The sequence below is a fragment of the Prevotella sp. HMSC073D09 genome, from assembly GCF_001814145.1.
GTDB classification, from domain to species: Bacteria; Bacteroidota; Bacteroidia; order Bacteroidales; family Bacteroidaceae; genus Prevotella; species Prevotella conceptionensis.
In genome coordinates, this window is sequence record NZ_KV815038.1 from 1 (window position 1) to 23,743 (window position 23,743).

General features: G+C 48.3%; 17 protein-coding genes and 1 pseudogene. 11 read left to right on the plus strand and 7 right to left on the minus strand.

Annotation, left to right across the window (positions count from 1 at the left end; genetic code table 11):
• Positions 1-1,151 precede the first annotated feature (1,151 nt).
• The 3 genes from nadD to HMPREF2955_RS01765 all read right to left on the minus strand — a co-directional run bounded on the left by nadD (position 1,152) and on the right by HMPREF2955_RS01765 (position 3,512).
• On the minus strand, positions 1,152-1,751 hold the full coding sequence (gene nadD / locus HMPREF2955_RS01755; RefSeq protein WP_070720313.1) for a nicotinate (nicotinamide) nucleotide adenylyltransferase: 600 nt from the start codon (positions 1,749-1,751) through the stop codon (positions 1,152-1,154).
• The gene (gene gmk, locus HMPREF2955_RS01760; protein WP_070720316.1) at positions 1,748-2,371 is read right to left on the minus strand and encodes a guanylate kinase; all 624 of its coding nucleotides are present in this window, start codon (positions 2,369-2,371) and stop codon (positions 1,748-1,750) included. The genes nadD and gmk overlap by 4 nt, the downstream gene beginning before the upstream one ends.
• A gap of 265 nt (positions 2,372-2,636) precedes the next feature.
• Positions 2,637-3,512: a YicC/YloC family endoribonuclease gene (locus HMPREF2955_RS01765; protein WP_070720318.1), complete on the minus strand. Its 876-nt coding sequence runs from the start codon at positions 3,510-3,512 to the stop codon at positions 2,637-2,639.
• Between the two features lie 89 nt (positions 3,513-3,601).
• Between HMPREF2955_RS01765 and tsaB the strand changes: the two genes are divergently transcribed.
• The 6 genes from tsaB (at position 3,602) to rseP (ending at position 9,551) form a co-directional block, all read left to right on the plus strand.
• A complete protein-coding gene (gene tsaB / locus HMPREF2955_RS01770; protein ID WP_070720319.1) occupies positions 3,602-4,294 on the plus strand; it encodes a tRNA (adenosine(37)-N6)-threonylcarbamoyltransferase complex dimerization subunit type 1 TsaB in 693 nt (230 codons plus the stop codon).
• A 38-nt stretch (positions 4,295-4,332) separates the two neighbouring features.
• Positions 4,333-4,956 carry a DUF4290 domain-containing protein gene (locus HMPREF2955_RS01775; protein ID WP_083317594.1) on the plus strand — a complete coding sequence of 208 codons (624 nt, stop codon included), beginning with the start codon at positions 4,333-4,335 and terminating at the stop codon, positions 4,954-4,956.
• A 2-nt stretch (positions 4,957-4,958) separates the two neighbouring features.
• Positions 4,959-6,263, plus strand: a complete 1,305-nt coding sequence (gene murA / locus HMPREF2955_RS01780; RefSeq protein WP_070720322.1) for a UDP-N-acetylglucosamine 1-carboxyvinyltransferase — start codon at positions 4,959-4,961, stop codon at positions 6,261-6,263.
• 78 nt (positions 6,264-6,341) lie between these two features.
• Positions 6,342-6,893, plus strand: a complete 552-nt coding sequence (gene rimM / locus HMPREF2955_RS01785; RefSeq protein WP_070720324.1) for a ribosome maturation factor RimM — start codon at positions 6,342-6,344, stop codon at positions 6,891-6,893.
• Between the two features lie 4 nt (positions 6,894-6,897).
• Positions 6,898-8,058, plus strand: a complete 1,161-nt coding sequence (locus HMPREF2955_RS01790; RefSeq protein ID WP_070720326.1) for a 1-deoxy-D-xylulose-5-phosphate reductoisomerase — start codon at positions 6,898-6,900, stop codon at positions 8,056-8,058.
• 116 nt (positions 8,059-8,174) lie between these two features.
• Positions 8,175-9,551 (plus strand): RIP metalloprotease RseP, encoded by a 1,377-nt coding sequence (gene rseP, locus HMPREF2955_RS01795; protein WP_009231001.1) that lies wholly within the window; start codon positions 8,175-8,177, stop codon positions 9,549-9,551.
• Between the two features lie 1,106 nt (positions 9,552-10,657).
• Here rseP and HMPREF2955_RS01800 read toward each other — a convergent pair.
• Both HMPREF2955_RS01800 and HMPREF2955_RS01805 read right to left on the minus strand, forming a co-directional pair.
• On the minus strand, positions 10,658-11,371 hold the full coding sequence (locus HMPREF2955_RS01800) for an ABC transporter ATP-binding protein (protein ID WP_070720328.1): 714 nt from the start codon (positions 11,369-11,371) through the stop codon (positions 10,658-10,660).
• A gap of 349 nt (positions 11,372-11,720) precedes the next feature.
• Positions 11,721-13,835, minus strand: a complete 2,115-nt coding sequence (locus HMPREF2955_RS01805) for a cation:proton antiporter (protein WP_070720330.1) — start codon at positions 13,833-13,835, stop codon at positions 11,721-11,723.
• 232 nt (positions 13,836-14,067) lie between these two features.
• On the opposite strand from HMPREF2955_RS01805, the gene HMPREF2955_RS01810 reads away from it, so the two are divergent.
• The 4 genes from HMPREF2955_RS01810 (at position 14,068) to HMPREF2955_RS01825 (ending at position 20,611) form a co-directional block, all read left to right on the plus strand.
• On the plus strand, positions 14,068-15,087 hold the full coding sequence (locus HMPREF2955_RS01810) for an aspartate-semialdehyde dehydrogenase (RefSeq protein ID WP_070720395.1): 1,020 nt from the start codon (positions 14,068-14,070) through the stop codon (positions 15,085-15,087).
• An 870-nt stretch (positions 15,088-15,957) separates the two neighbouring features.
• Complete coding sequence (locus HMPREF2955_RS01815) at positions 15,958-16,428, plus strand: hypothetical protein (protein WP_070720332.1); 471 nt, start codon at positions 15,958-15,960, stop codon at positions 16,426-16,428.
• 713 nt (positions 16,429-17,141) lie between these two features.
• A complete protein-coding gene (locus HMPREF2955_RS01820) occupies positions 17,142-19,454 on the plus strand; it encodes a GH92 family glycosyl hydrolase (protein ID WP_246830038.1) in 2,313 nt (770 codons plus the stop codon).
• 662 nt (positions 19,455-20,116) lie between these two features.
• Positions 20,117-20,611 carry a hypothetical protein gene (locus HMPREF2955_RS01825; RefSeq protein WP_044260452.1) on the plus strand — a complete coding sequence of 165 codons (495 nt, stop codon included), beginning with the start codon at positions 20,117-20,119 and terminating at the stop codon, positions 20,609-20,611.
• Positions 20,612-20,857: 246 nt separating this feature from the next.
• Here the strand turns inward: HMPREF2955_RS01825 and HMPREF2955_RS01830 are convergent, their stop codons facing one another.
• Positions 20,858-22,081, minus strand: coding sequence for a uracil-xanthine permease family protein (locus HMPREF2955_RS01830; protein WP_070720335.1), 1,224 nt, complete (start codon positions 22,079-22,081; stop codon positions 20,858-20,860).
• Positions 22,082-22,329: 248 nt separating this feature from the next.
• Between HMPREF2955_RS01830 and HMPREF2955_RS01835 the strand changes: the two genes are divergently transcribed.
• The gene (locus HMPREF2955_RS01835; protein ID WP_070720337.1) at positions 22,330-23,172 is read left to right on the plus strand and encodes a CvfB family protein; all 843 of its coding nucleotides are present in this window, start codon (positions 22,330-22,332) and stop codon (positions 23,170-23,172) included.
• A gap of 34 nt (positions 23,173-23,206) precedes the next feature.
• On the opposite strand, the pseudogene HMPREF2955_RS01840 reads toward HMPREF2955_RS01835, so the two are convergent.
• Positions 23,207-23,443: pseudogene (locus tag HMPREF2955_RS01840) on the minus strand (Na+/H+ antiporter NhaA); the annotation flags it as partial.
• Positions 23,444-23,743 lie beyond the last annotated feature (300 nt).

Genomic DNA, 23,743 nt, shown 5'->3' on the forward strand with positions numbered 1-23,743 from the left:
AATTAGTTAGATATTTACTGAATATCCCTACTTATCCACTCGTGCACTTGTCCACTTGTCTACTCGTTAACTTGTTAACTCGTCCACTGCTGTAAACTTTTCGGTATGTAATTTAACACTATGAGTGCCCTTTTTATCCACCAACCGCCCACCTTGCCGCAAAAAATCGATTCTCGCGAAGGTTTGTTTTGTGCAAAAAGGGGTTAGTTGTACATGCAGGCAAAATGAATTTTTATTTAAACGGACCGCCACTAACACCCGTTTTTGGCCGATTTGCAGCAAAATGCAGTGCGTTTTGGTGCTAAACACGGTGCAATTTGCCGCTAAACGCATTGCGTTTTGGTGCTAAATGCAGTGCATTTTGGTGCTAAACGCAGTGCGTTTTGATGCTAAACGCAAGGTAAAATGGTGCAAAACGCAGTGCGAAATGCAGCTAAACGTAAGACAAAAAGCATGAATATCCACTGAAGTTGTATAAACAAAACCTTCTCGAACCATGAAACACATGCCTGAAAAGGGCAAAATAGCCATTAAAAAGTGGGATTTTAGGGGCTAAAAGTGGGTAATTGGGCATGAAAAATTACGAGGTGGCAGCCATTCTAGAAAGGCTAAATGGTGCAAATTGCAGCCTTTTTTCTTAAAAACGAACATCTTGGAAGGCATGAGAGGTTAGAAATAGTGGCAATTTGCCTACTTTATGACCTATATTCTCGCTAGAATAGCGTGGAATTTAGATGGATATTGTAAAATAAAAGATAAGGATTTAAGCTTTTTGAGTTGATGATTTTTTGAGCTGATGAGTTTGTGAATCGGGGAGTTGATGCCTTCGGGAGTTGTTGGGCTTTCGTTAGTTTACAAGCCAGAGAGTTGACTTGCCCTGCACTCCTCTCAATTTATAGAAAGATTAAAAGTCAAAACGACTTCAGTATTAAATCGGAATTGCAAGCCGCCTCTTTCTAATTGGTGGCGCATTTCATCATAATTGTTCATTGAGCCTCTTATACTTGTTGTATAAGGGGCTTTTTCGTGTCGATTGTTTGTAAGATGTCACTACTCGATTTAACCAAAGTTGGCTGTTAAAAAGGTATTGAGTGAAAGGGGTTTTAGTGAAGGTACTGGCAACCGATTAGTGTTTAATCGTTTGAATGAATTTACTTTTCTCCCTTCGTTGTGTCGCCATTTGCATACGTCTTTATCACCATGTCTTTCACCGCAGGCGGCACAAGATGGTCGATGGGTAGGCCTTCGGCGATGCGATGACGGATGTCGGTGCTCGAAATGTCGTAGAAGGGCGTGTTGAGAAGGGTTACATTGGCGGGCAGGTCGTTAGGGTTTACCTCGTAGCCACGGCGTGGAAATATCGCGATGTCGTGGCTGGCGAGTATGTCTTCGTGGTGATTCCACTTGGGAAACGACACCCAATTGTCGGCTCCGATAAGCAGAACGAAAGAGCGTTGCGGCTCGTCGTGGGCCAAAGCTTGCAGCGTTCGCCAGGTGTACGACGGCGTTGGCAGGTGCAGTTCGTAGTCGGTGGCGCAGAAACGAGGTTCGTTGGCCGTGGCAGCGCGCACTATTTCGAGCCGCGCCTTGTCGGCCATCAAGTCGTTGGCGTTGCGTTTAAAGGGGTTTTGGGGCGACACGACAAACCACACTTCGTCTAATCCCATATCGTCTAAAAACTGTTGAGCCAAGGCGATGTGCCCGTTATGTATGGGGTTGAACGAGCCGCCATAGAAACCAGTGCGTATCATGGGCGCGAAAGAAAAGCGTTAATCACTTCGAGAGTCTGCCGTTTGGCCGTCTCCAAGTCGTCGTTTATGATAACCTTGTCAAACTGCGGAGCGAACGACAGCTCGTATTCGGCTCGTGCAATGCGGTCGTTTATCACCTCTGGTGCATCGGTTGCGCGCCCTTCAAGCCGCTGGCGCAGAGCCTCGATGGACGGTGGTTGGATGAAAATGCTCAAAGCCTTGTCGCCATAAAACCGCTTAATGTTGCATCCGCCCTTAACGTCTACGTCGAAAACAACGTTCTGCCCAGCGTCTAATTGGCGTTGAACCTGCTCTTTCAACGTGCCATAAAAGCGGTCTTTGTACACCTCTTCGTACTCCAAGAACTCGTCTTGGGCGATGCGTTGCCTAAATTCTTCGGGCGAAAGGAAGAAATATTCCACGCCATGTTGTTCTGTTCCGCGCGGTGCTCTGCTGGTACACGATATGGAGAAGGCCAGCCGCAGTTCGGGATGGCTTTGCATGAGCCAATTGATGATGGTGCTTTTGCCCGAACCCGATGGCGCGGAGAATATTACCAAAGCGCCTTTGTGCTGTGTAGAAGACTGCCCGTTTGGGTAGATATGCTGGTTATTGTCCATAGTCTTTGAGTTTATTTGAGATGATGAGAGGGGAGTTTTTATTTGAGTCTTTGGGTTGAAGGGTGGCTAAGTTTCTGATTTTTTTGAGCTTTTAAGTTGGTGAGTTGATGCGTTAGGGCTTATTGCAGAAAGCAGGTTTGTGCGTTCTTCGGCCTTATCTTGTTGCGAAGTTTATCGTTCGTAAGACTAAATACGCAAATACTTAGAAATTTAAAACCTCATAACCTCACAACCTCACCAACTTAAAACCTCACAAACTGATAGCTTACAACACATTCAGCACTTGCTCTTTAATCTGTTCCAGCTCGTCTTTCATCATCACAACGATGTTCTGCATCTCGGCTTGGTTGCTCTTAGAGCCCGTTGTGTTAATCTCGCGACCCATCTCTTGTGCGATGAAACCCAGTTTTTTGCCCTGTTCGCTCTCATCGTTCATGGTCTTGGCAAAGTATTTTAAGTGATTGGCCAGTCGTTGTTTCTCTTCGCTAATGTCCAATTTCTCAATATAATATATCAGTTCTTGCTCCAAGCGGTTCTTGTCATAGTCCACTTCGGGGATGTCTTTCAGCGCGTCTACAATACGTGTTCTAATCTTCTCCACCCTCGCTTTCTCGTACGGTTCGATGTCGGCCATCAGCCTGCCGATGTTTTGTAGTTTCTCTTCAAACTTCTTTTGCAGGGCCATACCCTCCTGTTTACGGAAGGCCACGATGTGTTCAAGCGCCTGCTCAATGGCATCGGCAGCCGCCTTCCATTCGTCTTCGTCCAGCGTTTCCATCTCGGTGCGAGTGGTTACATCGGGCATTTTCAGCAGTGTGGCGTACCAATCTTGCGGTTCGGGAATGCCTGTTCTGGCCGAAATCTCCTTAATCTGTTGGTAATAGTTTTCAACCAATGCGGCGTTTATGGGCGTTGCGTCCGCCGCTGCGTCTTTTTCCACCCATATAGAGAAGTCAACCTTGCCCCTGGTGAGTGCTTTTGCCACCATCTGTCGCATCTCAATCTCCTTTTCGCGATACAGTGGAGCAACGCGTGTAGAAAGGTCTAGCGTCTTGCTGTTAAGCGATCTAATCTCTACGTTTATTTTCTTGTCGTTAAAGGTCACAACAGCCTTGCCGTAACCCGTCATGGATTGTATCATAGTTTGCGCGTTAATTTTCTGCAAATGTACACATTTTAAACGGAAAAAGCGTAATTTTGCACTTTAATATAAATATACTGAATAGGATTATGTCGTGCATATTAAATATAGAAACTAGTACCGCGGTATGTTCAGTGGCCGTTAGTAACGATGGCGAGTGCATCTTTAACGCCGAAGACCACGATGGTCCGAACCACGCCGTAAAGCTAGGTACGTTCGTAGACGAGGCCCTTTCGTTTGCCGACAGTCACGCTTTGCCGCTCGATGCCGTGGCGGTGAGTTGCGGGCCAGGCTCTTACACGGGCCTGCGCATTGGCGTTTCGATGGCCAAAGGCGTGTGCTACGCTCGCAACGCTAAGCTATTGGCCGTGCCGACGCTGCAATTGCTGTGCGTTCCGCTGCTGTTGCGCGAACAAATAACGCCCGACGACGCCCTGCTTTGTCCCATGCTCGACGCCCGACGCATGGAAGTGTACGCCGCCCTCTACGACAGGGCACTGAAAGAAGTAAGGCCTGTGGGGGCCGACATCGTGGAGGCCGACACCTACAAGGCCTTTCTAGACCAACATCACGTGTACTTCTTCGGCAACGGAGCCGACAAGTGCAAGGCCGAAATCGTTCACCCCAATGCGCACTTCATCGGCAATGTGAAACCTTTGGCCAAGAATATGGCACCATTGGCAGAGAAAGCGATGGCCGAAGAGCGTTTCGAAGATGTGGCATACTTTGTGCCGTTCTATCTAAAAGACTTCGTGGCGAAAGCCGCCAAGCCGCTACTCTAACTGCAATGGCAAACCAAATGCCGAATAACAAATAAAGAATGAACAACCGAACATCCACCACTAAGATAATGAACATAGAAGGATTGGACTATAACACGCAACGCGAACGGCTGATACTTCCCGAGTACGGACGTGAGATACAAAAGATGGTGAACCACGCAATGACCTTGCCAACCAAGCAAGAAAGGCAAGCTTGCGCCGAGTCTATCATCGCAACGATGAGCATTCTCTTTCCGCAAGGGTACGATGCCGTAGACCTTGAACACAAACTGTGGGACCATTTGGCCATCATGAGCGACTTTAAACTCGACATCGACTACCCGTTCGACGTGTCGGAGGCCACACGTGCCACCACTAAGCCCCAGCATCTGGGCTACACATCGTCGCGCATTCCTGTGCGACATTATGGCAAACTGCTCTTCGAAACATTCGAAAGACTGAAAGACATGCCTGCCGGCGCCGAACGCGATGCACTGGTTAGGCTCACTGCCAACCAAATGAAACGTTCGCTGGCGCAGTGGGGACACGGCGCAGCAGATAACGAACGTGTGGCATCAGACCTTGCAGCGTTCACCAATGGCAAGATACAGCTCGACCTAGATACGTTTAAGTTTGAGAAATTGCCTGCAAAAGAACCTGAGAAAAAACGCAAGAAGAAGTAGCCATGCAATCTTTTCTCATCGAGGGCGGACGCCCTTTGCAAGGCACTATCACGCCGCAAGGAGCCAAAAACGAGGCCTTGGAGGTGATTTGCGCAGCTATATTAACTGCCGAAGAGGTGCGCATCAGCAACGTTCCCGACATCTTAGACGTGAACAACCTCATCCTTCTGCTGGCCGACATCGGCGTGAAGGTGACACGGCATGCGCGTAACGACTATTCGTTTAAGGCCGACGAGCTGAACCTCGACTTCCTTTCAAGCGACGACTTTGTGCGCAAATGTGCGGCTTTGCGTGGCAGTGTGCTGCTCATCGGTCCGCTTTTGGGGCGCTTTGGCAAAGCCATGGTGGCCCAACCAGGTGGCGATAAGATTGGTAGGCGCCGTCTAGACACCCACTTTTGGGGCTTTCGCATGCTCGGTGCAAGCTTTGAAAAGCTGCCCAACCGCAACGTTTACCAACTGCGAGCCAACCAATTGCAGGGGCGTTACATGCTGCTTGATGAGGCATCGGTAACAGGAACGGCCAACATTATCATGGCCGCAGTGCTGGCTAAGGGCACAACCACCATCTATAATGCTGCTTGCGAACCCTACATTCAGCAGCTTTGCCGACTGCTTAACCGCATGGGGGCACGCATTGGCGGCATAGGCAGCAACCTGCTTACCATCGAAGGGGTTGAAACATTGCACGGAGCAACCCACCAAGTGTTGCCCGACATGATTGAAGTAGGCTCGTTCATCGGTATGGCTGCTATGGTTGGGCAGGGCATACGCATCAAGAACGTGTCTGTTGAGAACCTCGGACTGATACCCGATACCTTTAAACGATTGGGCATTACGATTAATATTGAGGGCGACGACCTCTTTATCCCGCACCACGAACATTATCAAGTGGAGGCATTTATCGACGGTTCGATAATGACTTTGGCCGATGCACCGTGGCCAGGACTAACTCCCGACCTCCTTTCGGTACTCATTGTGGTGGCTACTCAGGCGCGCGGCAGCGTGCTGTTCCATCAAAAGATGTTCGAAAGTAGGCTGTTCTTCGTAGACAAGATAATCGACATGGGCGCGCAAATCATACTTTGCGACCCACATCGCGCAGTAGTTATAGGTCACGACCACAAGCTGCAACTGCGCGCAGGCCGTATGACTAGCCCCGACATACGTGCAGGTATCGCCTTGCTTATCGCCGCATTAAGTGCCAACGGCACCAGTCAGATAGACAATATCGCACAGATAGACCGCGGATACGAAGACATCGAGGCACGGCTTAACGCCCTCGGAGCCAACATCAAGCGCGTATAGGCCCAGCAAAAAGAAAAAATCAGGCCACCGCGAACCACCCTATTCACAAACTTTAAAAGCAACATACACCCACACCACATGCCCCAACAATCATCCACACGACCGCTATGGCAAGCCGACAACTTCTATAAGATAGGCAAGCTGGGCAAGCCCCACGGCGTGAAAGGCGAAATATCTTTCCACTTCGACGACGACATCTTCGACCGAATAGAGGCCGATTTCCTTGCGCTCGAAGTGGAGGGGCTGCTTGTTCCCTTCTTTTTCGAGGAATATCGCTTTAAGGGTAGCGAGACGGCATTGGTGAAATTCGTGAACATAGACACGCAAGAACGAGCAAAGGAACTAACGGGTTGCAACGTGTTTTTTCCGCGGCAGGAGGACGATAACCTCGATGCCGAACTGTCATGGGCGGCCATTGTGGGCTTTACCGTTAAGGATGCAGCCACCAACAAGCCGCTGGGCGCACTCCTTGCCGTAGACGACAGCACGGTGAACACCCTTTTTGAAGTAGACGTTAACGGTTCTGCGCCCCTGCTATTGCCTGCATCTTACGAATTGATTGCAGGCGTTGACGCAAAGAAACGTGAAATAACGATGCACATTCCCGATGGAATATTAGACCTAGACTGAACAAATGAAGAAACAAATATGTATTCTTGGCAGCACGGGTTCGATTGGCACACAAGCCCTCGACGTGATTGCGCAACATGCCGACAAGTACGAAGTGTACTGCCTAACGGCAAACACACGCGTTGAATTACTGGCTCAACAGGCACGGAAGTTCAGGTCGGCGGCCGTTGTTGTGGCCGACGAAAGTCGCTACCAGCAGCTGCAAGACCTCTTAACCGACCTTCCCGAAGTTAAGGTTTACGCAGGTAAGCAGGCACTTTGCGACATCGTAGAGGCCGAACCCATCGACATGGTGCTTACAGCGATGGTTGGTTTTGCTGGTTTAGAGCCCACAATACATGCCATTAAAGCGCATAAGAAGATATGTTTGGCCAATAAAGAAACGCTTGTTGTGGCCGGAGAGCTTATCAATGAGTTGGCCATAGCCAATCGCGCACCCATACTTCCCGTAGACAGTGAGCACTCGGCCATATTCCAAAGCATAGTGGGCGAGGGCGATAATGCCATCGAACGGATATTGCTTACGGCAAGTGGAGGCCCATTTCGCCTACTGCCCGAAGAGCAATTGGCCAAAGTTACCAAGGCCGATGCCTTGCGCCATCCCACGTGGGACATGGGTGCGAAGATTACAATCGACTCTGCCACGATGATGAACAAAGGGTTCGAGGTGATTGAGGCCAAGTGGTTGTTCGGCGTTGAGGCCGAAAAGATACAGGTGCTTGTGCATCCGCAGAGCATTGTTCATAGCGCGGTGCAGTTCGAAGACGGCTCGGTAAAGGCGCAACTAGGCATGCCTGACATGCGTTTGCCCATACAATACGCCTTCTCTTACCCCGATAGGCTGCCGCTTAACGGGCCAAGGCTCGACTTTTTTGCACAGCCGTTGGAGTTTTTCGAACCCGACATGCGTAAGTTCCGCTGCTTGCAATTGGCCTTCGATGCCATTAACCGCGGTGGAAACATGCCTTGCATACTCAATGCAGCCAACGAAGTGGTGAACGAGGCATTCAGGGCCGACCGCATTGGCTTTTTAGACATGCCGCGAATTATCGAAGAAACGATGCAAAAAGTGCCTTTCGATGCGGCTCCTTCGTTAGATACATACCTGCAAACGGATGCCGAATCGCGCCGAAAGGCCAGCGAATTGGTTGCCCAACTGCGTTGAAACCCATACCGCAAAGCGGCTTTTGCCACTGCGGATAACACCAACGAATGTGCCATAAAGGGCCTTAACGCTTACCCATTGGCATCCCTATTAATACAGAAAACAATAAAACGAATATGGAAATATTTCTCATTAGGCTGTTGCAGTTCATGCTGGCCATATCTATTTTGGTGCTACTCCACGAGGGAGGGCATTTCTTCTTCGCCCGTTTGTTTGGCGTAAGGGTAGAAAAGTTCTACCTATTCTTCGACCCTTGGTTTCATCTCTTCGAGTTTAAGTCTAAGAAAAGCGGCACGGCTTACGGCATGGGCTGGCTACCTTTGGGCGGATATTGCAAGATTTCGGGAATGGTAGACGAGTCGTTCGACACAGAACAGATGGCCAAACCCGCCCAACCGTGGGAGTTTAGGGTTAAACCGGCATGGCAAAGGCTGCTCATTATGTTGGGCGGCGTTATCGTTAACTTCCTCTTGGCCTTGTTTATCTATTCGATGGTGCTGTTCCATTGGGGCGACAGTTACGTGCAAGTGAAGGATATGACGGCCGGAATGAAGTTTAATTCGGAGGCAAAAGCCCTTGGATTTAAAGATGGCGACGTGCTTCTTGGCACCGAAAAAGGCGAGTTCAAGACTTTCGATGCCGACTTTTTCCGCGATTTGGCCACTGCCACTCGTGTAGACTTGGTGCGCCAAGGCAAACACATGAGCCTGCCCATGCCTGGCAATCTCGACTTGCTGAACATGCTTAAGTCGTCGCCACGCTTTGTCATGATCATGATGCCTAACACCATCGACAGCGTTATGCCCAACAGCATAGCTGCCAAAGCGGGTCTGAAAGCTGGCGATAAGATTGTGGCTTTTGCAGGAAAACCCATTGATTCGCAAAACGATTTTAATTTCGAGAAAGAGCGTTTGGGCGATATTTTGGCTGCTGCAACCACTCCTGCCGACAGTGCCAAGGCACTAAACACCACCATATCCTTTGTTCATCAGGGCGACACAACGGCCACTACGGCAGCGGTTAAGCTTAATGCCGACTTGCTTTTTGGTATGGTTTTCACCAACGGACTGGCCAAATATAAGGAAACACACGTGGAATATGGTTTCTTTGAAAGCTTTCCTGCTGGCGCAGCCTATGGCGTAAAGGTGCTCAAAGGCTATGTAGGCGACATGAAATACTTGTTCTCGGCCGATGGTGCTAAGTCGTTGGGCGGTTTCGGAGCGATAGGAAGCCTCTTCCCTCCCATGTGGGATTGGCACATGTTTTGGCTTATGACGGCTTTTCTTAGCATCATTCTCGCCTTTATGAACATTCTTCCCATACCCGCTCTCGATGGTGGTCACGTGCTTTTCTTGCTCTACGAGATGATTACAAGGCGCAAACCCAGCGAAAAGTTTATGGTGCGCGCCGAGTATGCAGGCATTTCCATCCTTATTATATTAATGGTTATGGCCAACCTTAACGATGTGCTCCGCGCATTGGGGTATATGTAAGGGTGAAAAAGTGAAAAGGTGAAAAGATGGCTGCGCCTTTAAAGGTGCCTAGTGGTTTCTAGATTTCTAGGCCGTTCTGGTTTTGGACTAGTCGGACTAGTCGGACCAGTCAGACCAGTCAGACAAGTCAGACAAATCAGACCCGTCAGACCAGTCGGACTTCTCCGATTAGGCTGACACCATCTATAAACACAAGCTGCAATGCAATTGGCTTAACTCCTTAACTAACTCCTCAAACTTGTCATATATTCCGCACTAAGTTTCGCTTAATGGCTGCCGTTTTTCCAGCCGATTGTCCACTCGGTTGCAATTAATCGATTCTTGCGCGAGTTATTTTTGATACAAAATGGGGTTGCATATACATGTATGCAGCCCCATTTTGTATTACATTAATATGCAAGAACTATGGCGTGACTTGCCAATTGCACCAAAATGCAGTGTAAAATGCACCAAAACGCAGGGTGATTTGCACCAAAATGCAGGGTGAAATGCACCAAAACGCAGGGCGATTTGCACCAAAACGCAGGACTAGATGGGGCAAATGGCGTGCCCAGGTGCATATTTATGCGCTGGAATTGGGGCATTTTAGCATGATGTTTGATTGAAAACAGGTGTGTTTTGGGGCTAAAAGCTGCTTTAAAAAGTGGTTTTTTGCTGCTTTTAGCATGGATTTGGGGTGATGAAAATGACGATCGGCGCGCAATCTAGAAAGGTAAAATGGTGCAAAACGCATTAGATTTCCTTAAAATGGACAACGATGGAACTGCCTTAGACCGCAAAATTCGGCCTAATTTCTTGCTTTTTGGCTGTTTTTCTGTCTAGAATGGGCGGCAGAAAATGTGTGTTTTGTAAAAAGTTTTTATTTATTTTTGATGGCGTTACTTGTTTTGGTATGATGTTCTTTTGTTGCAAGTAGATAGCCTCTTGTGTGCCATCTCAAAGGCATTTGTTTGTTGTTAAGGGGCATCGAGTTTTAATTTCGCCCCCTTTCGCACGCCATCCCAAGGCCATTTGTTTGGTTGTAAGTTGGCAAGTTTACCACATTTCAAGTCCGTATGGGGATAATCCACGTACCAGCGCGTAAACTTGCCAACTTCAAAGGCCGCTTACAAGGCGACTTCTTCGCTTTGTTGGGTAGTTGTCTCTGATGGTTGTTCGGTTCCCAAATCGCACTCCACCATGCCGTCGCGCAGATGAATGGTGCGGTCGGTAAGCTTGGCAAGCTCTTCATCGTGTGTGACTATGACGAACGTTTGGCCGAACTTGTCGCGCAGATCGAAGAACAATTGGTGTAGTTCGGCCTTGTTTTTTGAGTCTAAACTGCCCGAAGGTTCGTCGGCCAACACCACGGCAGGCTCGTTAATCAGTGCGCGCGCCACGGCCACCCTTTGCTTTTCGCCCCCCGACAGCTCGGCAGGCTTGTGGTTAGCACGGTCGGCAAGGCCAAGAAAAGAGAGCAGTTCGTTAGCCCTTTGCATGGCCTCGCTCTTCTTCTTACCTGCGATGTAGGCTGGTATCATTACGTTTTCGAGAGCCGTAAACTCAGGCAGCAGCTGGTGAAACTGGAAGATAAAGCCCAAGTGTTGGTTGCGGAAGTCGCTCAACTTCTTACTCGATAGTGTGCCAACGTCTACACCGTCCACCACCACTTCGCCGCCGTCAGGTCGGTCTAGCGTACCAATAATTTGCAACAGCGTGGTTTTTCCGGCACCGCTAGGTCCAACGATGCTCACCACTTCGCCCTTGTTGATTTGCAAGTCGATGCCTTTAAGCACTTGCAACGAGCCGAAGCTCTTGGTTATAGATTTTATTGTTATCATAATGAATTATATTTTTTAGTAGTAAAGTCGTAAGGTAGTAAAGTAGTAAGTGCAAATGCTTATGAGGCAGAGTGGCAAATACTCTTGTTAATTCGTTAACTTGTAACCGCGCCAGCTAACCCCATAAAGATATTGGCTAAATTCCTCAAATAACTCCATATTGCTTTACCACTTCCTCCTCATTGCTTAATACATTCTTCTTTCTCCTCATCACTTACTACTTCCTCCTTATTCTCTTACTACTTCCTCCTTATTCTCTTACTACTTCCTCCTTTCTCTTCATCACTTACTACTTCCTCCTTGTTCCCTTACTACTTACTACTTTCTCCTTACTATTTTACAACTCAGACTACTTCTTCAACTTCTTCACCCACTTTCCAACGTCCTCGTAGGCACTAGTCCCCTCGGTATGTTGTGGTTCGGCAAAGGTAAGTTCCTCGATGCCGTCGCCATATTGGTCGGGGAACACAATCATCAGATTGGTTCCAGAGAAATGTCTGGTTATCTCATCCGGCAGTCTGTCGAGCGCCGTTTTGTAGCTAACGGTTCCCTTTCGCGCCGTAACCACCACGAAAAGATGGTCGGGGGCGATGGTGGCAGCCAGCGAAGGCAGTTCGTTCCAGTGGTTCATCAGCGCATATTCGGCACGCATAGAGGCGTGGCGGTTGCGAACAAACTCGTTGATAAGTGCCAACGTGTCTTGACGACCGTGGAAAACGATGCGGCATTCGAGGTTCAACACCACGCGCGCCAGACGTTCGAGCCAGCGATAGAAACCCGGTTCGTACTGCGCACGCGACGGAACGGCCACTTGAATGCGACGGATGGTGCTTAGTGGCTGGTTCAAACGCGCCATGATAATCTGCCGATTCAGTCCGTTGAACAAGCTTTGGTGGAACTGCCCCCAAAACTTTGGCGACACTTCCTTATGCGTATGCAAGCCGATGATAATCTCCGAGGCATGAAACTCGTTAAAGGCGTGCTTAATGCCGTTGGCAATGTTGGCCGCTATGCGCACCTGCGTTTGCGTTCGCACGTCGGTGGCGGCGGCGTATTTCGACACTTGGTCTAGCAGTTGTCGCCCCTTTTCTTGGTTGGCGCGCATGTTCTCGTCGTCGTAAACAAGGTTCAATGCAATGATACCGCGGTTTAGTTTGGGGTTGCGCATCATGATGGCCAAGCCCATAAGTCGGTTGGCGTACTCTGGATATTTTACGGGTACGAGCATACTTTCGTCGTCTTGCTCGCTTATTTCGCTTGCTGGTATGTTCTTTTCGCTAAGAATAAAGGTCTTGGCAGCCCGTTCGGTCATCACCGAAGAGATGATACAGGTTATCAAAATCATGATAACTACGGCATTAAGAATGTCGTCGGTGATGAGATAACGGCCTGGTTCAACCTGTAAGTGCATGCCAACCATCACGATGGCGATAGCTCCGGCGGCGTGGGCAGAGGTTAAGCCGAACATCATTTGCCCCGAAGGTGCGGGCATTTTGAAACGCCAACTGGTGATGTAGGCCGCAATGGCCTTGCCCAATGTGCCAACAAGGGTGATGGCCAGCACCACCCAAACGATGCCTTGCCCTTGAAACAGCAGGCGAAGATTGATGAGCATGCCCACACCGATAAGGAAATAGGGAATGAAGATGGCGTTGCCGATGAACTCGATGCGGTTCATCAGCGGCGAAAGTCGCGGCACGTAGCGGTTAAGAATAAGGCCGGCAAGAAACGCTCCGAATATTCCTTCGAGCCCAATGGCCGAAGAAACGGCCGCACTAAGGAAGAGAATGGCCATCACAAAGATGAATTGCATCACGGCATCGCTGTATCGGCGCAGGAACCAACGCGTTAGTCGGGGGATGAAAAAGGCCATTGCCACGCAGAATCCCACCACTTTTACCACGAACCAAAGCCAAAACAGCTCGCCTCCGCCTTCGTTGTGGGCGGCCACTATCATGGCCAGCACCACCAAAGAGAGGAACAAGGCAATCATGGTAGAGCCTACACTGAGCGATACGGCCGAGTTTCGTTGAAGTCCGTAGCGGCCAATGATGGGGTAGGCGATAAGTGTATTCGACGCCATGAGCGTGGCCAAGAGCAGCGAGGCGGGCATACTGTAGTGCAAAAACGTTGTTCCCAAGAGGTAAATGAGTACGAAGGGAACAGCGAACGTGGTCAAACCAAACACCATGAAGCGGTATTTGTTGCGTTTAAGGCCGCTGCTGTCCATTTCGAGTGCGGCCAAGAACATGATGTAATACAGGCCCACGCGCCCGAAAAGTTCGAAAGAGTCGTCGCGTTTCAAGATGTTGAACCCATATTCGCCTACGGCAACGCCAGCCAACACCATGCCGATGATGTGGGGAATGCGCAATTTGCCCATCACGATGGGGGCAAAAAGGATGATGAGCATCACGATGAAGAATATCAACGTGGGGTCGGTTATGGGGAAGGCAGAGAACATTTTCTTTCGTTTATGGCGGTTTGGGGTTGATGATGCGGGCCGTTTGTAGCTGGAAAAGCCCATCATACGGGGCTTTCTAGGGTACGTCTAGGCAGCTTGCGCCATGCTTTGGCAGTGGCGTTGCTTGCCTTTATCACTGCAAAGTTGCAAAAAATATATCAAACTGACGCGTATAAACGTGGAAAGTTGTACATTTGCAATGCAATATATCATTATTTTAAAAGAGAAGGAAATGAAAGTAGCAATTGTAGGCGCAAGTGGCGCGGTGGGTCAAGAGTTCTTGCGCATATTGTCAGAGCGTGCCTTTCCCATCGACGAGCTGTTGCTTTTCGGGTCGGAACGCAGTGCAGGGCGCACTTATTTGTTTAACGGCAAGGAGCATGTTGTTAGGCTTTTGCAGCACAACGACGACTTCCGCGGCGTGGATATCGCTTTCGTGTCGGCTGGCGGAGGTACGTCTAAGGAGTTTGCCGAGACCATTACGAAACACGGAGCGGTGATGATAGACAATTCAAGTGCATTCCGCATGGACCCCGAAGTGCCGCTAGTGGTGCCCGAATGCAATGCCGAAGACGCGCTGAACCGTCCGCGCGGCATCGTGGCCAACCCCAATTGCACCACGATTATGATGGTGGTGGTGTTGCAACCGCTGGAAAAGCTGTTGCACATCAAGCGCATTCGCGTGTCTAGTTACCAAAGTGCAAGTGGCGCAGGTGCTGCTGCTATGGCCGAATTGCAAACACAATACAGCCAATTGGTTAACGGCGAAGAGCCCACGGTGAGCAAGTTTCCGCACCAACTGGCCTATAACGTGATACCACAGGTAGACGTTTTTACCGATAACGGCTACACAAAGGAAGAGATGAAGATGTATCACGAAACGCAAAAGATAATGCACACCGACGCCAAGTGCTCGGCAACGTGTGTAAGGGTGAGCTCGCTTAGGTCGCATTCGGAAAGCGTTTGGATTGAAACCGAACGCCCGTTGTCGGTAGAAGAGGCACGTAAAGCCATCGCCGCCGCACCTGGTTGCACGCTGAAAGACGACCCTTCGCAGGGCGTTTACCCCATGCCGTTGGAGACGGGAGGTAAAGACGACATCTTTGTTGGCCGCATCAGAAAAGACTTGGCCGACGAAAACGGACTGACGTTGTGGCTAAGCGGCGACCAAATTCGTAAGGGTGCAGCACTCAATGCCGTGCAGATTGCCGAATATCTGATGAAAAATGATAAGACGCTGACGAAGGGATAATACGCCTTTGTTTGGCAGAAACTTGTAGCAAAATACATCTGTTGCATGGGCAAATGGCAGTGTGACAAACTTATTGGGGTGCGTTTATGCGCCCCTTTTTTGTTTATGCGCATAAAAGGCCCGATATGCAGATGGCGTACTTAGACCAAGTTTTATGGAAAGGTGGGCGGCTGGTGTTTGTTTTTTAAGCAGTTGGCGTTGTGTTTGTTTCTCATTTAATGGTGTGAAATGGGTAATGGTGTTGCAATATCTGTTGCTAAATATGGTTAAAATCATGATGATTTGCTTTTGCAACTGCTTGTTGTGTTTGAATTTTTAATATATTTGCATCCGATACGTTGTTAATTCTAACCTTTAAACAAACAAGTGTTGATTATGAAAAAGAGTACTATCTTTGTTATGGCGGCTATGGCATTGTGCATTGCCGCATGTGTTTTAGATTTTGGAGGAAAACAAGTTTCAGTTCCCCTGCGTGATGAATAAACGACTCATGAGGAGAGTTCTTTTCCGTCCCTCGATAAATGCGTTTTCTCGCCATGACACTGTTTGAGCAAGCTCAACATTGTTCATTCGGTTTAACGAAAACGTACGTTAGCGTACATAATGAATGTTCTGCAAGCATTTACAGTTCTTCAATTCCTTCTAAAATGAGGCTTTTTTCTGTTGGTTTTGTAACAAGTCGGGAAGTTGTTGATGCAGCAAATCAAGATATAGCAAGACGTCTGTTTGAATATGCGAGCCAATATGAATGAAACCCATGTGAGGGAGGCAACCAACCAAACGGCAAATGAAGACATCAGGAGTGGAATGTCGTCCGTACGGGTTAACTAGGTTCTGCATTTGCTTGCTTTAAGTGAAGGAGTAACAGGTATGAATAAACATATTAAAAACGGAATAATATCCATGATGGCATGGATAATGTTCCTTACAATTCTTTTTGGGTCTTATCTATATCTAACTAATTCGCCATTTAGTTATTTCGTAGATGAGGAAACGGGTGGCTTTATATCGGGTGCATTTTTCCTAGGATGGGCACTTGTTTGGTTCGGTATAGGTAGGCATTACAGCATTGATTACGAGGCCAAGAAACACATCTTTATAGAAAATCATGAGGGCATAGACAGGTCTGTCGTAGATAAGGCCTTCAGAAAGGCCTACTTTTCTAGTGTGGCAAAGGTGTTGGCAATTGTGTGTTTTATCTCTGTTCCTTGCTATGTTGCAGCCAATGTGAAGGGTGAACCAAGCTTTAAGGATTGCATGTTGATAGGAATGCTAATGCTGGCCTCGATTGTGCTATACGCCTATTACAAAAGAAACAGAGCCGCCGGGGTTACATTGTGATTTTTAGAACGTTTTCGTTAAGCCAAATGAACAACGTCGAGCTTGATCAAACATTGTCATGGCGAGAAAACGCACTTTTCGAGGAACGAGAAAAGAACGGTTTTTTGAGTAACCAACAGATTTGATTTTGTTTATCTGTGTTTTCTCGAAAGGCATGAAACTTATCAAAAGTAACATCATTCAAGGAATTTTCTACGTGTGCCATATTTAAGACAAAGATAAGGGACGGCGTTGCGAGAGAAAAACTTCAATGATGTTTCTGCCAATAGCTTTAGTACCCCCTTAAATGTTTCTTCTCCGCCTTTTCCTCTTAATTCAGCTAGGTAACCTTAGCTTATAAAGTCCGTTTTCTCGCAGGACAGTGGGCAGAAAAACGCATGCGAGAGCAGCCAAACGGCAATAACGCTTGTGCTGTACCGCCCTTATCGACAGCCCTGAAGATTGGTTGGAGAATGGTAACACCATTCCTTACTCTCCTTAATAACTTGCCTTTTCTCAACCCCTTACCTCCTCATCAACTCACAGACTTACCCCTAACAAACTCACAACCAATGTTTGTAGGTATGGCTTATTTTGCGTATTTTTGCAAGACAAAGGCAAGAAACGGTGGCGGCAGTGTGCCATTGGGCATGCTAGCCACGCCCGTAGGGGCTGCAAGCGCGAGCCCGAAACTTGCCCTTTGCCCACTTAAAAACCATTATTAATAGAGCGACATGCCCATAAATCATTCCCTCAAATCATCTTTTGCGCTGCGTGCCCTTGGTCGTTACGGCCTTTGTGCGGCGCTTTTGCTTTTTGCTTTCTTGCAGTCTGGCACGGCTAAGGCCGAGAAACAGCCAGTAGATTACGTTAACGCCTTTATCGGAACAACCAATTTCGGCACCACAAACCCAGGTGCTGTGTGTCCAAACGGCTTGATGTCGGTAGTGCCTTTCAACGTGATGGGCTCCGCCAACAACAAGTTTGATAAGGATGCGCGTTGGTGGTCTACGCCCTACGAGTACCACAACATCTACTTCACAGGCTATTCGCACGTCAACCTTAGCGGCGTTGGCTGTCCCGATTTGGGCTCGCTACTGCTCATGCCCACAACAGGTAAGCTCGAAGTAGACTACAAAGCGTATGGCAGTCCTATGATGATGCAAAAGGCATCGCCAGGTTATTACACCAATTTCCTACCTCGTTACGATGTGCGCACCGAGGTGACGGCCACCCCGCGCACCTCGATGGCGCGCTTTTGGTTTCCCAAAGGCAAGAGCAACATATTGCTTAATCTTGGTGAAGGACTGACAAACGAGTCGGGAGCGATGGTTCGCCGTGTGAGCGAAACCGAATACGAGGGCGTGAAACTGCTGGGAACGTTCTGTTACAACCCACAAGCCGTGTTCCCCATTTATTTTGTTATGCGTGTAGACACCAAGCCCACAGCAGCAGGATATTGGAAAAAACAACGCCCCATGACGGGTGTTGAGGCCGAATGGGATAAGGATAACGGCAGGTATAAGTTATATACCAACTACACGAAAGAAATAGCTGGTGATGATGTTGGTGTGTATCTCAACTTCGATAGCCATGGCAACGAACCTGTTGTTGTACGTATGGGCGTATCGTTTGTTAGCATGGCCAATGCCCGCGAGAACCTCGATGCCGAACAAGGGGGCAAAGATTTCGACACGATAAAGGAAGAAGCGCGCAACGCTTGGAACAAAGACCTCTCGCGTATTGAGGTGGAAGGCGGAACAGAAGACCAGCGAACGGTGTTCTACACGGCCCTATACCACGCCTTGTTGCACCCCAATATCTTGCAAGATGTAAATGGACAGTACCCAACACTTGAAACGGGCGAGGTGAAAACCATGCGCGAAGGCAACCGTTACACCGTGTTTTCGCTGTGGGACACCTATCGCAACGTGCACCAACTGCTTACTTTGGTTTATCCCAACCGCCAACGCGACATGGTTCGCACCATGATAGACATGTATCGCGAACATGGTTGGCTGCCCAAATGGGAGCTATACGGCCGCGAAACCTATACGATGGAGGGCGACCCAGCCATTCCCGTTATCGTAGACACGTGGCTTAAAGGTCTGCGAGGCTATGATATCAACACGGCATACGAGGCTATGCGCAAGGGCGCAACCACTCCTGGCCCCCAAAACCTACTTCGTCCCGACAACGACGACTACCTTTCGCTGGGCTATGTGCCGCTGCGCGAACAGTACGACAACTCTGTCTCGCACGCGTTAGAGTATTATATCGCCGACAACGCCCTCTCGCGGTTGGCCACCGCCTTGGGAAAGAAAGCCGATGCGCGACTGTTCTACAACCGTTCGCTGGGTTATCGCCACTATTATAGCAAAGAGTACGGCACACTTAGGCCCATTTTGCCCAACGGCAAGTTTTATTCGCCCTTCAATCCCAAGCAAGGCGAGAACTTCGAACCTAGTCCGGGCTTTCACGAAGGCAACGCTTGGAACTACACTTTCTATGTTCCGCACGACGTAATGGGGCTTGCCAAGCTGATGGGTGGACAAAAGCCCTTTGTTGAAAAGCTGCAAATGGTGTTCGACAAGGAACTTTACGACCCCGCCAACGAACCCGACATTGCTTATCCGCACTTGTTTTCGTACTTCAAAGGCGACGAGTGGCGCACGCAAAAAGAACTTCATCGGCTGATGGCCAAGTACTTTAAAAACGCGCCCGACGGCATACCGGGCAACGACGACACAGGAACGATGTCGGCATGGCTCGTGTTTAACATGATGGGCTTTTACCCCGACTGCCCCGGCGAGCCTGCCTACACGCTCTCATCGCCCGTGTTCAACCGCGTAACCATTCACTTAGATAAGGAACAATGGGGACGAAACGAGTTGGTTATCGAGGCAAAACGTCAACTACCCACCGATATATTCATCAACGGCATCACTCTTGGCGGCAAGCCCTTTAAGGGTTATCGCGTGTCGCACGAAGAACTTTTGAAGGGTGGCAACCTAACGTTCGAACTGAAAAGTGAACCTGCTCGTTAGGTTATTCAATGACGAGAGAGGGGAAAGGTGAAAGCGTGAAAAAATGGCTGTGCCTACTAACTGGTCAACTTGCCACCTTGTCAACTCGTTAACTCGTCATCTTGTTAACTATTTATCTTGTCATCTTGTCAACAATATAAGGTGAAAAAATGGCTAATGCCGTCTTTTCACCTTTATTTTTTCTTTTAACGGCCATTCATTTTGTTACATTACGTCTTTGTACTTTACAAATTCGCGCTGTTCGTTACGTGTTTTTAGGGAGAATAAAAGATAATCAGGGGGTAATAAACTACTATTATTCAGCCTAGCACATTTCTTTTTAAGGCCATCTTTAGAACATTACCTGCATTTTGTCTTCCCTTTTGCAGCAACGAGTTTACTAGTTGACGAGTTAACAAGTTTACCAGTCAACAAACATGTGGCTTACTAATTAAAAACAGCTTATAGCCAAAGTGGTCTGTAAACTCCTTATAAAGAAATATGCCCAAAAGATAACAACCGATTTGTTTTTTCACTAACTTTGCATTACTAACATAACAGTTATAAAGTACGTAAGAAACCCACTTACCCCTTCTTAACACGAAAAACTTAGCTGATGAAAACAGGCTTAGAGTAAAAATGGTACGGAGGTGTAACATACAAACCCATAAAATGTCAATGATATGAAACGATTAATGATGATAGTATGGTTGTTAGCACTAGTCTCAACCAATCTTTTTGCGCAAAAAAGAAAGACGTTGTCGTATGTGGAAACCGTAGCTTATGCAAAATATTTGGTGGAGAACAAGCGGCTCTTCTTGCGTGAACCTGCTGAAAAATTATTTTATAATTTGGAAACTGCAGGGTTTCCCATAGAACACATGTCTACCGTTAGTGCTGGGCCTTGGGGAGAGGAACGTACAAGGGGGGTCATTTTTTATAACTATCCATCAAGCGTCATTGATTCTGATAATCCCACTGTGGTTATACTAGAAGTGAAACTTGATATGGATTTTAATGAGCACGATTTCTGGCGCAGTCTTCCAGACGAAGGTTGGATGGAATGTATTATGGAGAAAACGAAACATTATTTGGTGAATGATATTATTTGTAAGGTAACAAAGATATATCCAGAGGATAGTCCTGTGGTAAAAGAAATGTATAAAATAACTCACTAGGGGCTGCTTAATCCCCAGTGGGTGATTGTAAGCTGTTGAATAGGTTGTAACAAGCAAGTTATCATGTAATAACGACAAGTTCTAACACCTGTTTCGGCCTGCAATCCACAGCTATATCTATTATTAATACGCGCGCGAGGGAGAATGCAACCTTGCCGTATGGCTATAATGTTAAGCGGGTTATAAAAACGCCTTAAAGGTATTTTTATAACCCGCTTAACAATATATTTACCTTTACTTCGAGGCCTATTTCTTCTCTTCCTCCTCCTTCTTCTCTTTCTCTTGCGGCAAGCAAAGGTTAAGGGTTATGCCCACGATGGCCGATAAGCCGATGCCGCTAATGGCGAAGTTGCCGTAAGAAAGCACGGCGCCGCCGATGCCCATAGTAAGTGTTACGGCAATGATAATGATGTTGCGCGTTTGGTTTAGGTCTACTTTATTGCGCATCAGGTTGAGCAACCCCACGCTGGCAATGGTGCCGAAGAGCAACAACATGATGCCACCCAGCACGGCTTGGGGAATACTTCGCAACAACGCACTAAGCTTACCGATAACCGAGAACACGATGGCCGTGGCTGCGGCGATACGTATTACGGCAGGCGATGTTACTTTGGTGATGCTCATTGCACCCGTAACTTCCGAGTAAGTGGTAACGGGAGGGCCAGCCAATAAGGCACTAGCAAGGCAAGCTGCGCCGTCGCCCAAAAGCGTGCGGTGCAATCCTGGGTCTTTGGTAAAGTCTTTGTCGGCCACAGCACCCACCACATACACGTCGCCGATGTGCTCTATCACAGGCGCAATGGCCACGGGAATCATGAAGAGTAAGGGTTCCCAGCTAAATTGCGGCAACGAAAAGTGGGCCAAACTGGCAGGTAGGGCGAACCATTGGGCATCTATCACTGGCTGAAAATCTACCTCATCCATGAAGAAAGCCAACACATAGCCCACCACAATGCCGCTAACCACTGGCACAAGTTTAAGCAGTCCGCGCCCAAGGGTTAGCACCAAGATGGCCGTTACCAGTGATGCAAGTGCCAAAATCCAATTGGTTTTGGCCATATCTACCGCTGCCGACGAGAGCGAAAGGCCGATAAGGATGATTACCGGACCGATAACTACGGGCGGGAAAAGCTTACGGAGCAGGCGTTTGCCTTGCCAACGCACCAAGGCACTCATCGCGAAGTACACTAACGACACGCCAACAAGCCCCGCCAAGGTGCCAGGCATGCCCCATTGTTTGCTGGCTGCGATGATGGGCGCGATGAAAGCAAAGCTCGAACCAAGAAAAATGGGAACCTTACCTTTCGTTAAGAAATGAAAGATAAATGTTCCCAAGCCTGCTGTGAGGAGTGCTGTTGAGGGGTCGAGCCCCACAAGTAGCGGCACTAATACCGTTGCACCGAACGCCACAAAGAGAAATTGAACGCCAACGATGATGCGTTTGCTTGCTGTGAGTTGTATTTGTTCCATTGTTTATTGAAGTTGTTCGCATAAGGAAAAGGGGTGAAGTGGGCTGTCGGAAAATGTGGAGTTGCCGCCATTTATGCGCTATTGGCCACCAAATGCAGGGCCGCGTGCAGCGCATTGAGCAGGTTTAGGCGGGTATTGCGCGGCCACTTTTTCACCTCTATTGCACGTTATCCATGCAAAGTTAATACATTTCCAGCATTTTTGCGTACATTTGCACAAACGGCAAACTTAATTTTTTGAATAAGCGAATGGCAAGAATAAAACTTGGAGATTATAATCAACTGGAAGTTGTAAAGGAAGTAGACTTTGGCATGTATTTAGATGCAGGCGACGAGGGCGAGGTGCTTTTGCCCACGCGTTATGTGCCAAAGGGCTGCAAACCTGGCGACATACTCAACGTGTTTCTTTACCTAGACCAAGACGAACGCCTTGTGGCTACCACCGAAACGCCACTGGCCAAGGTGGGCGAGTTTGCTTACTTGCAAGTGTCGTGGGTTAACCTGCACGGTGCTTTCTTGAATTGGGGACTGATGAAAGACCTCTTCTGTCCGTTTAGAGAGCAAAAGCAACGCATGGAGATTGGCGAAAGCTATGTGGTAGCCGTGTTTATAGACGAAGAAAGCTACCGCATCGCTGCCTCGGCTAAGGTAGAACATTTCTTCGCCACCGACTTTCCGCCATATCATTCGGGCGACGAAGTGGACCTATTGGTATGGCAACCCACCGAACTTGGGTTCAAAGTGATTGTCGACAACGCCTATCCGGGGCTGGCATATCGTTCGCAAGTGTTCCGCCCGTTGCATGTTGGCGACCGTCTTCGCGGCTACATCATGGGCGTAAGACCCGATGGAAAGATAGACGTTAGCTTGCAACCACTGGGGCGCAAGCAAACAATAGACTTTGCCGAAACACTTTTGCAATACCTAAAAGACAACGGCGGATTTTGCGATTTGGGCGACAAAAGCCCTGCCGAAGACATTAAGCGCCGTTTCGAGGTGAGCAAAAAGGTGTATAAAAAGGCAGTGGGCGACTTGTACAAACGCCGTTTGATAACGATAGAAGAAGGCGGCGTGCGGCTTGTTCAAGACTAGGCTGCATGCCCCCTTCTTGCCCAACGCTTTTGATTTAAGTCCTTTTCTTGCTGCTATGGCTGGGCCTTCGCAAGATGATGTAGCCTACAATTCCGCCAAGAATTGATGCTGCGAAGATGCCAATCTTAGATTGTATGGCATGTTCGGGCGAGGTGAAGGCGAGCATGGTGACAAACATCGACATGGTGAAACCTATGCCCGCAAGAAATCCTAGACCCAAAATGCGTTGCCAAGTCATTCCGCGCGACCGCTTGCCAAGCCCTAATCGCTCGTGTCGTTAGCGTACGAGTTTCGCATGCTGTTTACCATGTTCGTGTAAACAATACACGCGTTTTTGTCTAGTTTTCGGTATGAAATTTAACATTATGAGTGTCCTTTCTGACAACCAATCGCCCACCTTGTCGCAAAAAATCGATTCCGCGAAGGTTTGTTTTGCTAAAAAGGGGGTAGCAAGTGAATGTGGAAAATGAATTTTTATTTAAGTAAACCGCCATTTGCACCAGTTTTCGGGCTATTTGTTGCTAAATTTAGTGCAATATGCCGCAAAACGCACTGCGTTTTGGTGCTAAAT

What these genes read in the sequence shown, in the direction of transcription:
- HMPREF2955_RS01835 (WP_070720337.1), top strand. Translation starts at nt 22,330, where the DNA reads ATGGCAAGAATAAAACTTGGAGATTATAATCAACTGGAAGTTGTAAAG.
- nadD (WP_070720313.1), bottom strand. Translation starts at nt 1,751, where the DNA reads ATGATACGCACTGGTTTCTATGGCGGCTCGTTCAACCCCATACATAAC.
- HMPREF2955_RS01775 (WP_083317594.1), top strand. Translation starts at nt 4,333, where the DNA reads ATGAACAACCGAACATCCACCACTAAGATAATGAACATAGAAGGATTG.
- HMPREF2955_RS01765 (WP_070720318.1), bottom strand. Translation starts at nt 3,512, where the DNA reads ATGATACAATCCATGACGGGTTACGGCAAGGCTGTTGTGACCTTTAAC.
- rimM (WP_070720324.1), top strand. Translation starts at nt 6,342, where the DNA reads ATGCCCCAACAATCATCCACACGACCGCTATGGCAAGCCGACAACTTC.
- HMPREF2955_RS01825 (WP_044260452.1), top strand. Translation starts at nt 20,117, where the DNA reads ATGAAACGATTAATGATGATAGTATGGTTGTTAGCACTAGTCTCAACC.
- HMPREF2955_RS01815 (WP_070720332.1), top strand. Translation starts at nt 15,958, where the DNA reads ATGAATAAACATATTAAAAACGGAATAATATCCATGATGGCATGGATA.
- murA (WP_070720322.1), top strand. Translation starts at nt 4,959, where the DNA reads ATGCAATCTTTTCTCATCGAGGGCGGACGCCCTTTGCAAGGCACTATC.
- HMPREF2955_RS01830 (WP_070720335.1), bottom strand. Translation starts at nt 22,081, where the DNA reads ATGGAACAAATACAACTCACAGCAAGCAAACGCATCATCGTTGGCGTT.
- rseP (WP_009231001.1), top strand. Translation starts at nt 8,175, where the DNA reads ATGGAAATATTTCTCATTAGGCTGTTGCAGTTCATGCTGGCCATATCT.
- HMPREF2955_RS01805 (WP_070720330.1), bottom strand. Translation starts at nt 13,835, where the DNA reads ATGTTCTCTGCCTTCCCCATAACCGACCCCACGTTGATATTCTTCATC.
- HMPREF2955_RS01810 (WP_070720395.1), top strand. Translation starts at nt 14,068, where the DNA reads ATGAAAGTAGCAATTGTAGGCGCAAGTGGCGCGGTGGGTCAAGAGTTC.
- HMPREF2955_RS01820 (WP_246830038.1), top strand. Translation starts at nt 17,142, where the DNA reads ATGCCCATAAATCATTCCCTCAAATCATCTTTTGCGCTGCGTGCCCTT.
- HMPREF2955_RS01800 (WP_070720328.1), bottom strand. Translation starts at nt 11,371, where the DNA reads ATGATAACAATAAAATCTATAACCAAGAGCTTCGGCTCGTTGCAAGTG.
- tsaB (WP_070720319.1), top strand. Translation starts at nt 3,602, where the DNA reads ATGTCGTGCATATTAAATATAGAAACTAGTACCGCGGTATGTTCAGTG.
- gmk (WP_070720316.1), bottom strand. Translation starts at nt 2,371, where the DNA reads ATGGACAATAACCAGCATATCTACCCAAACGGGCAGTCTTCTACACAG.
- HMPREF2955_RS01790 (WP_070720326.1), top strand. Translation starts at nt 6,898, where the DNA reads ATGAAGAAACAAATATGTATTCTTGGCAGCACGGGTTCGATTGGCACA.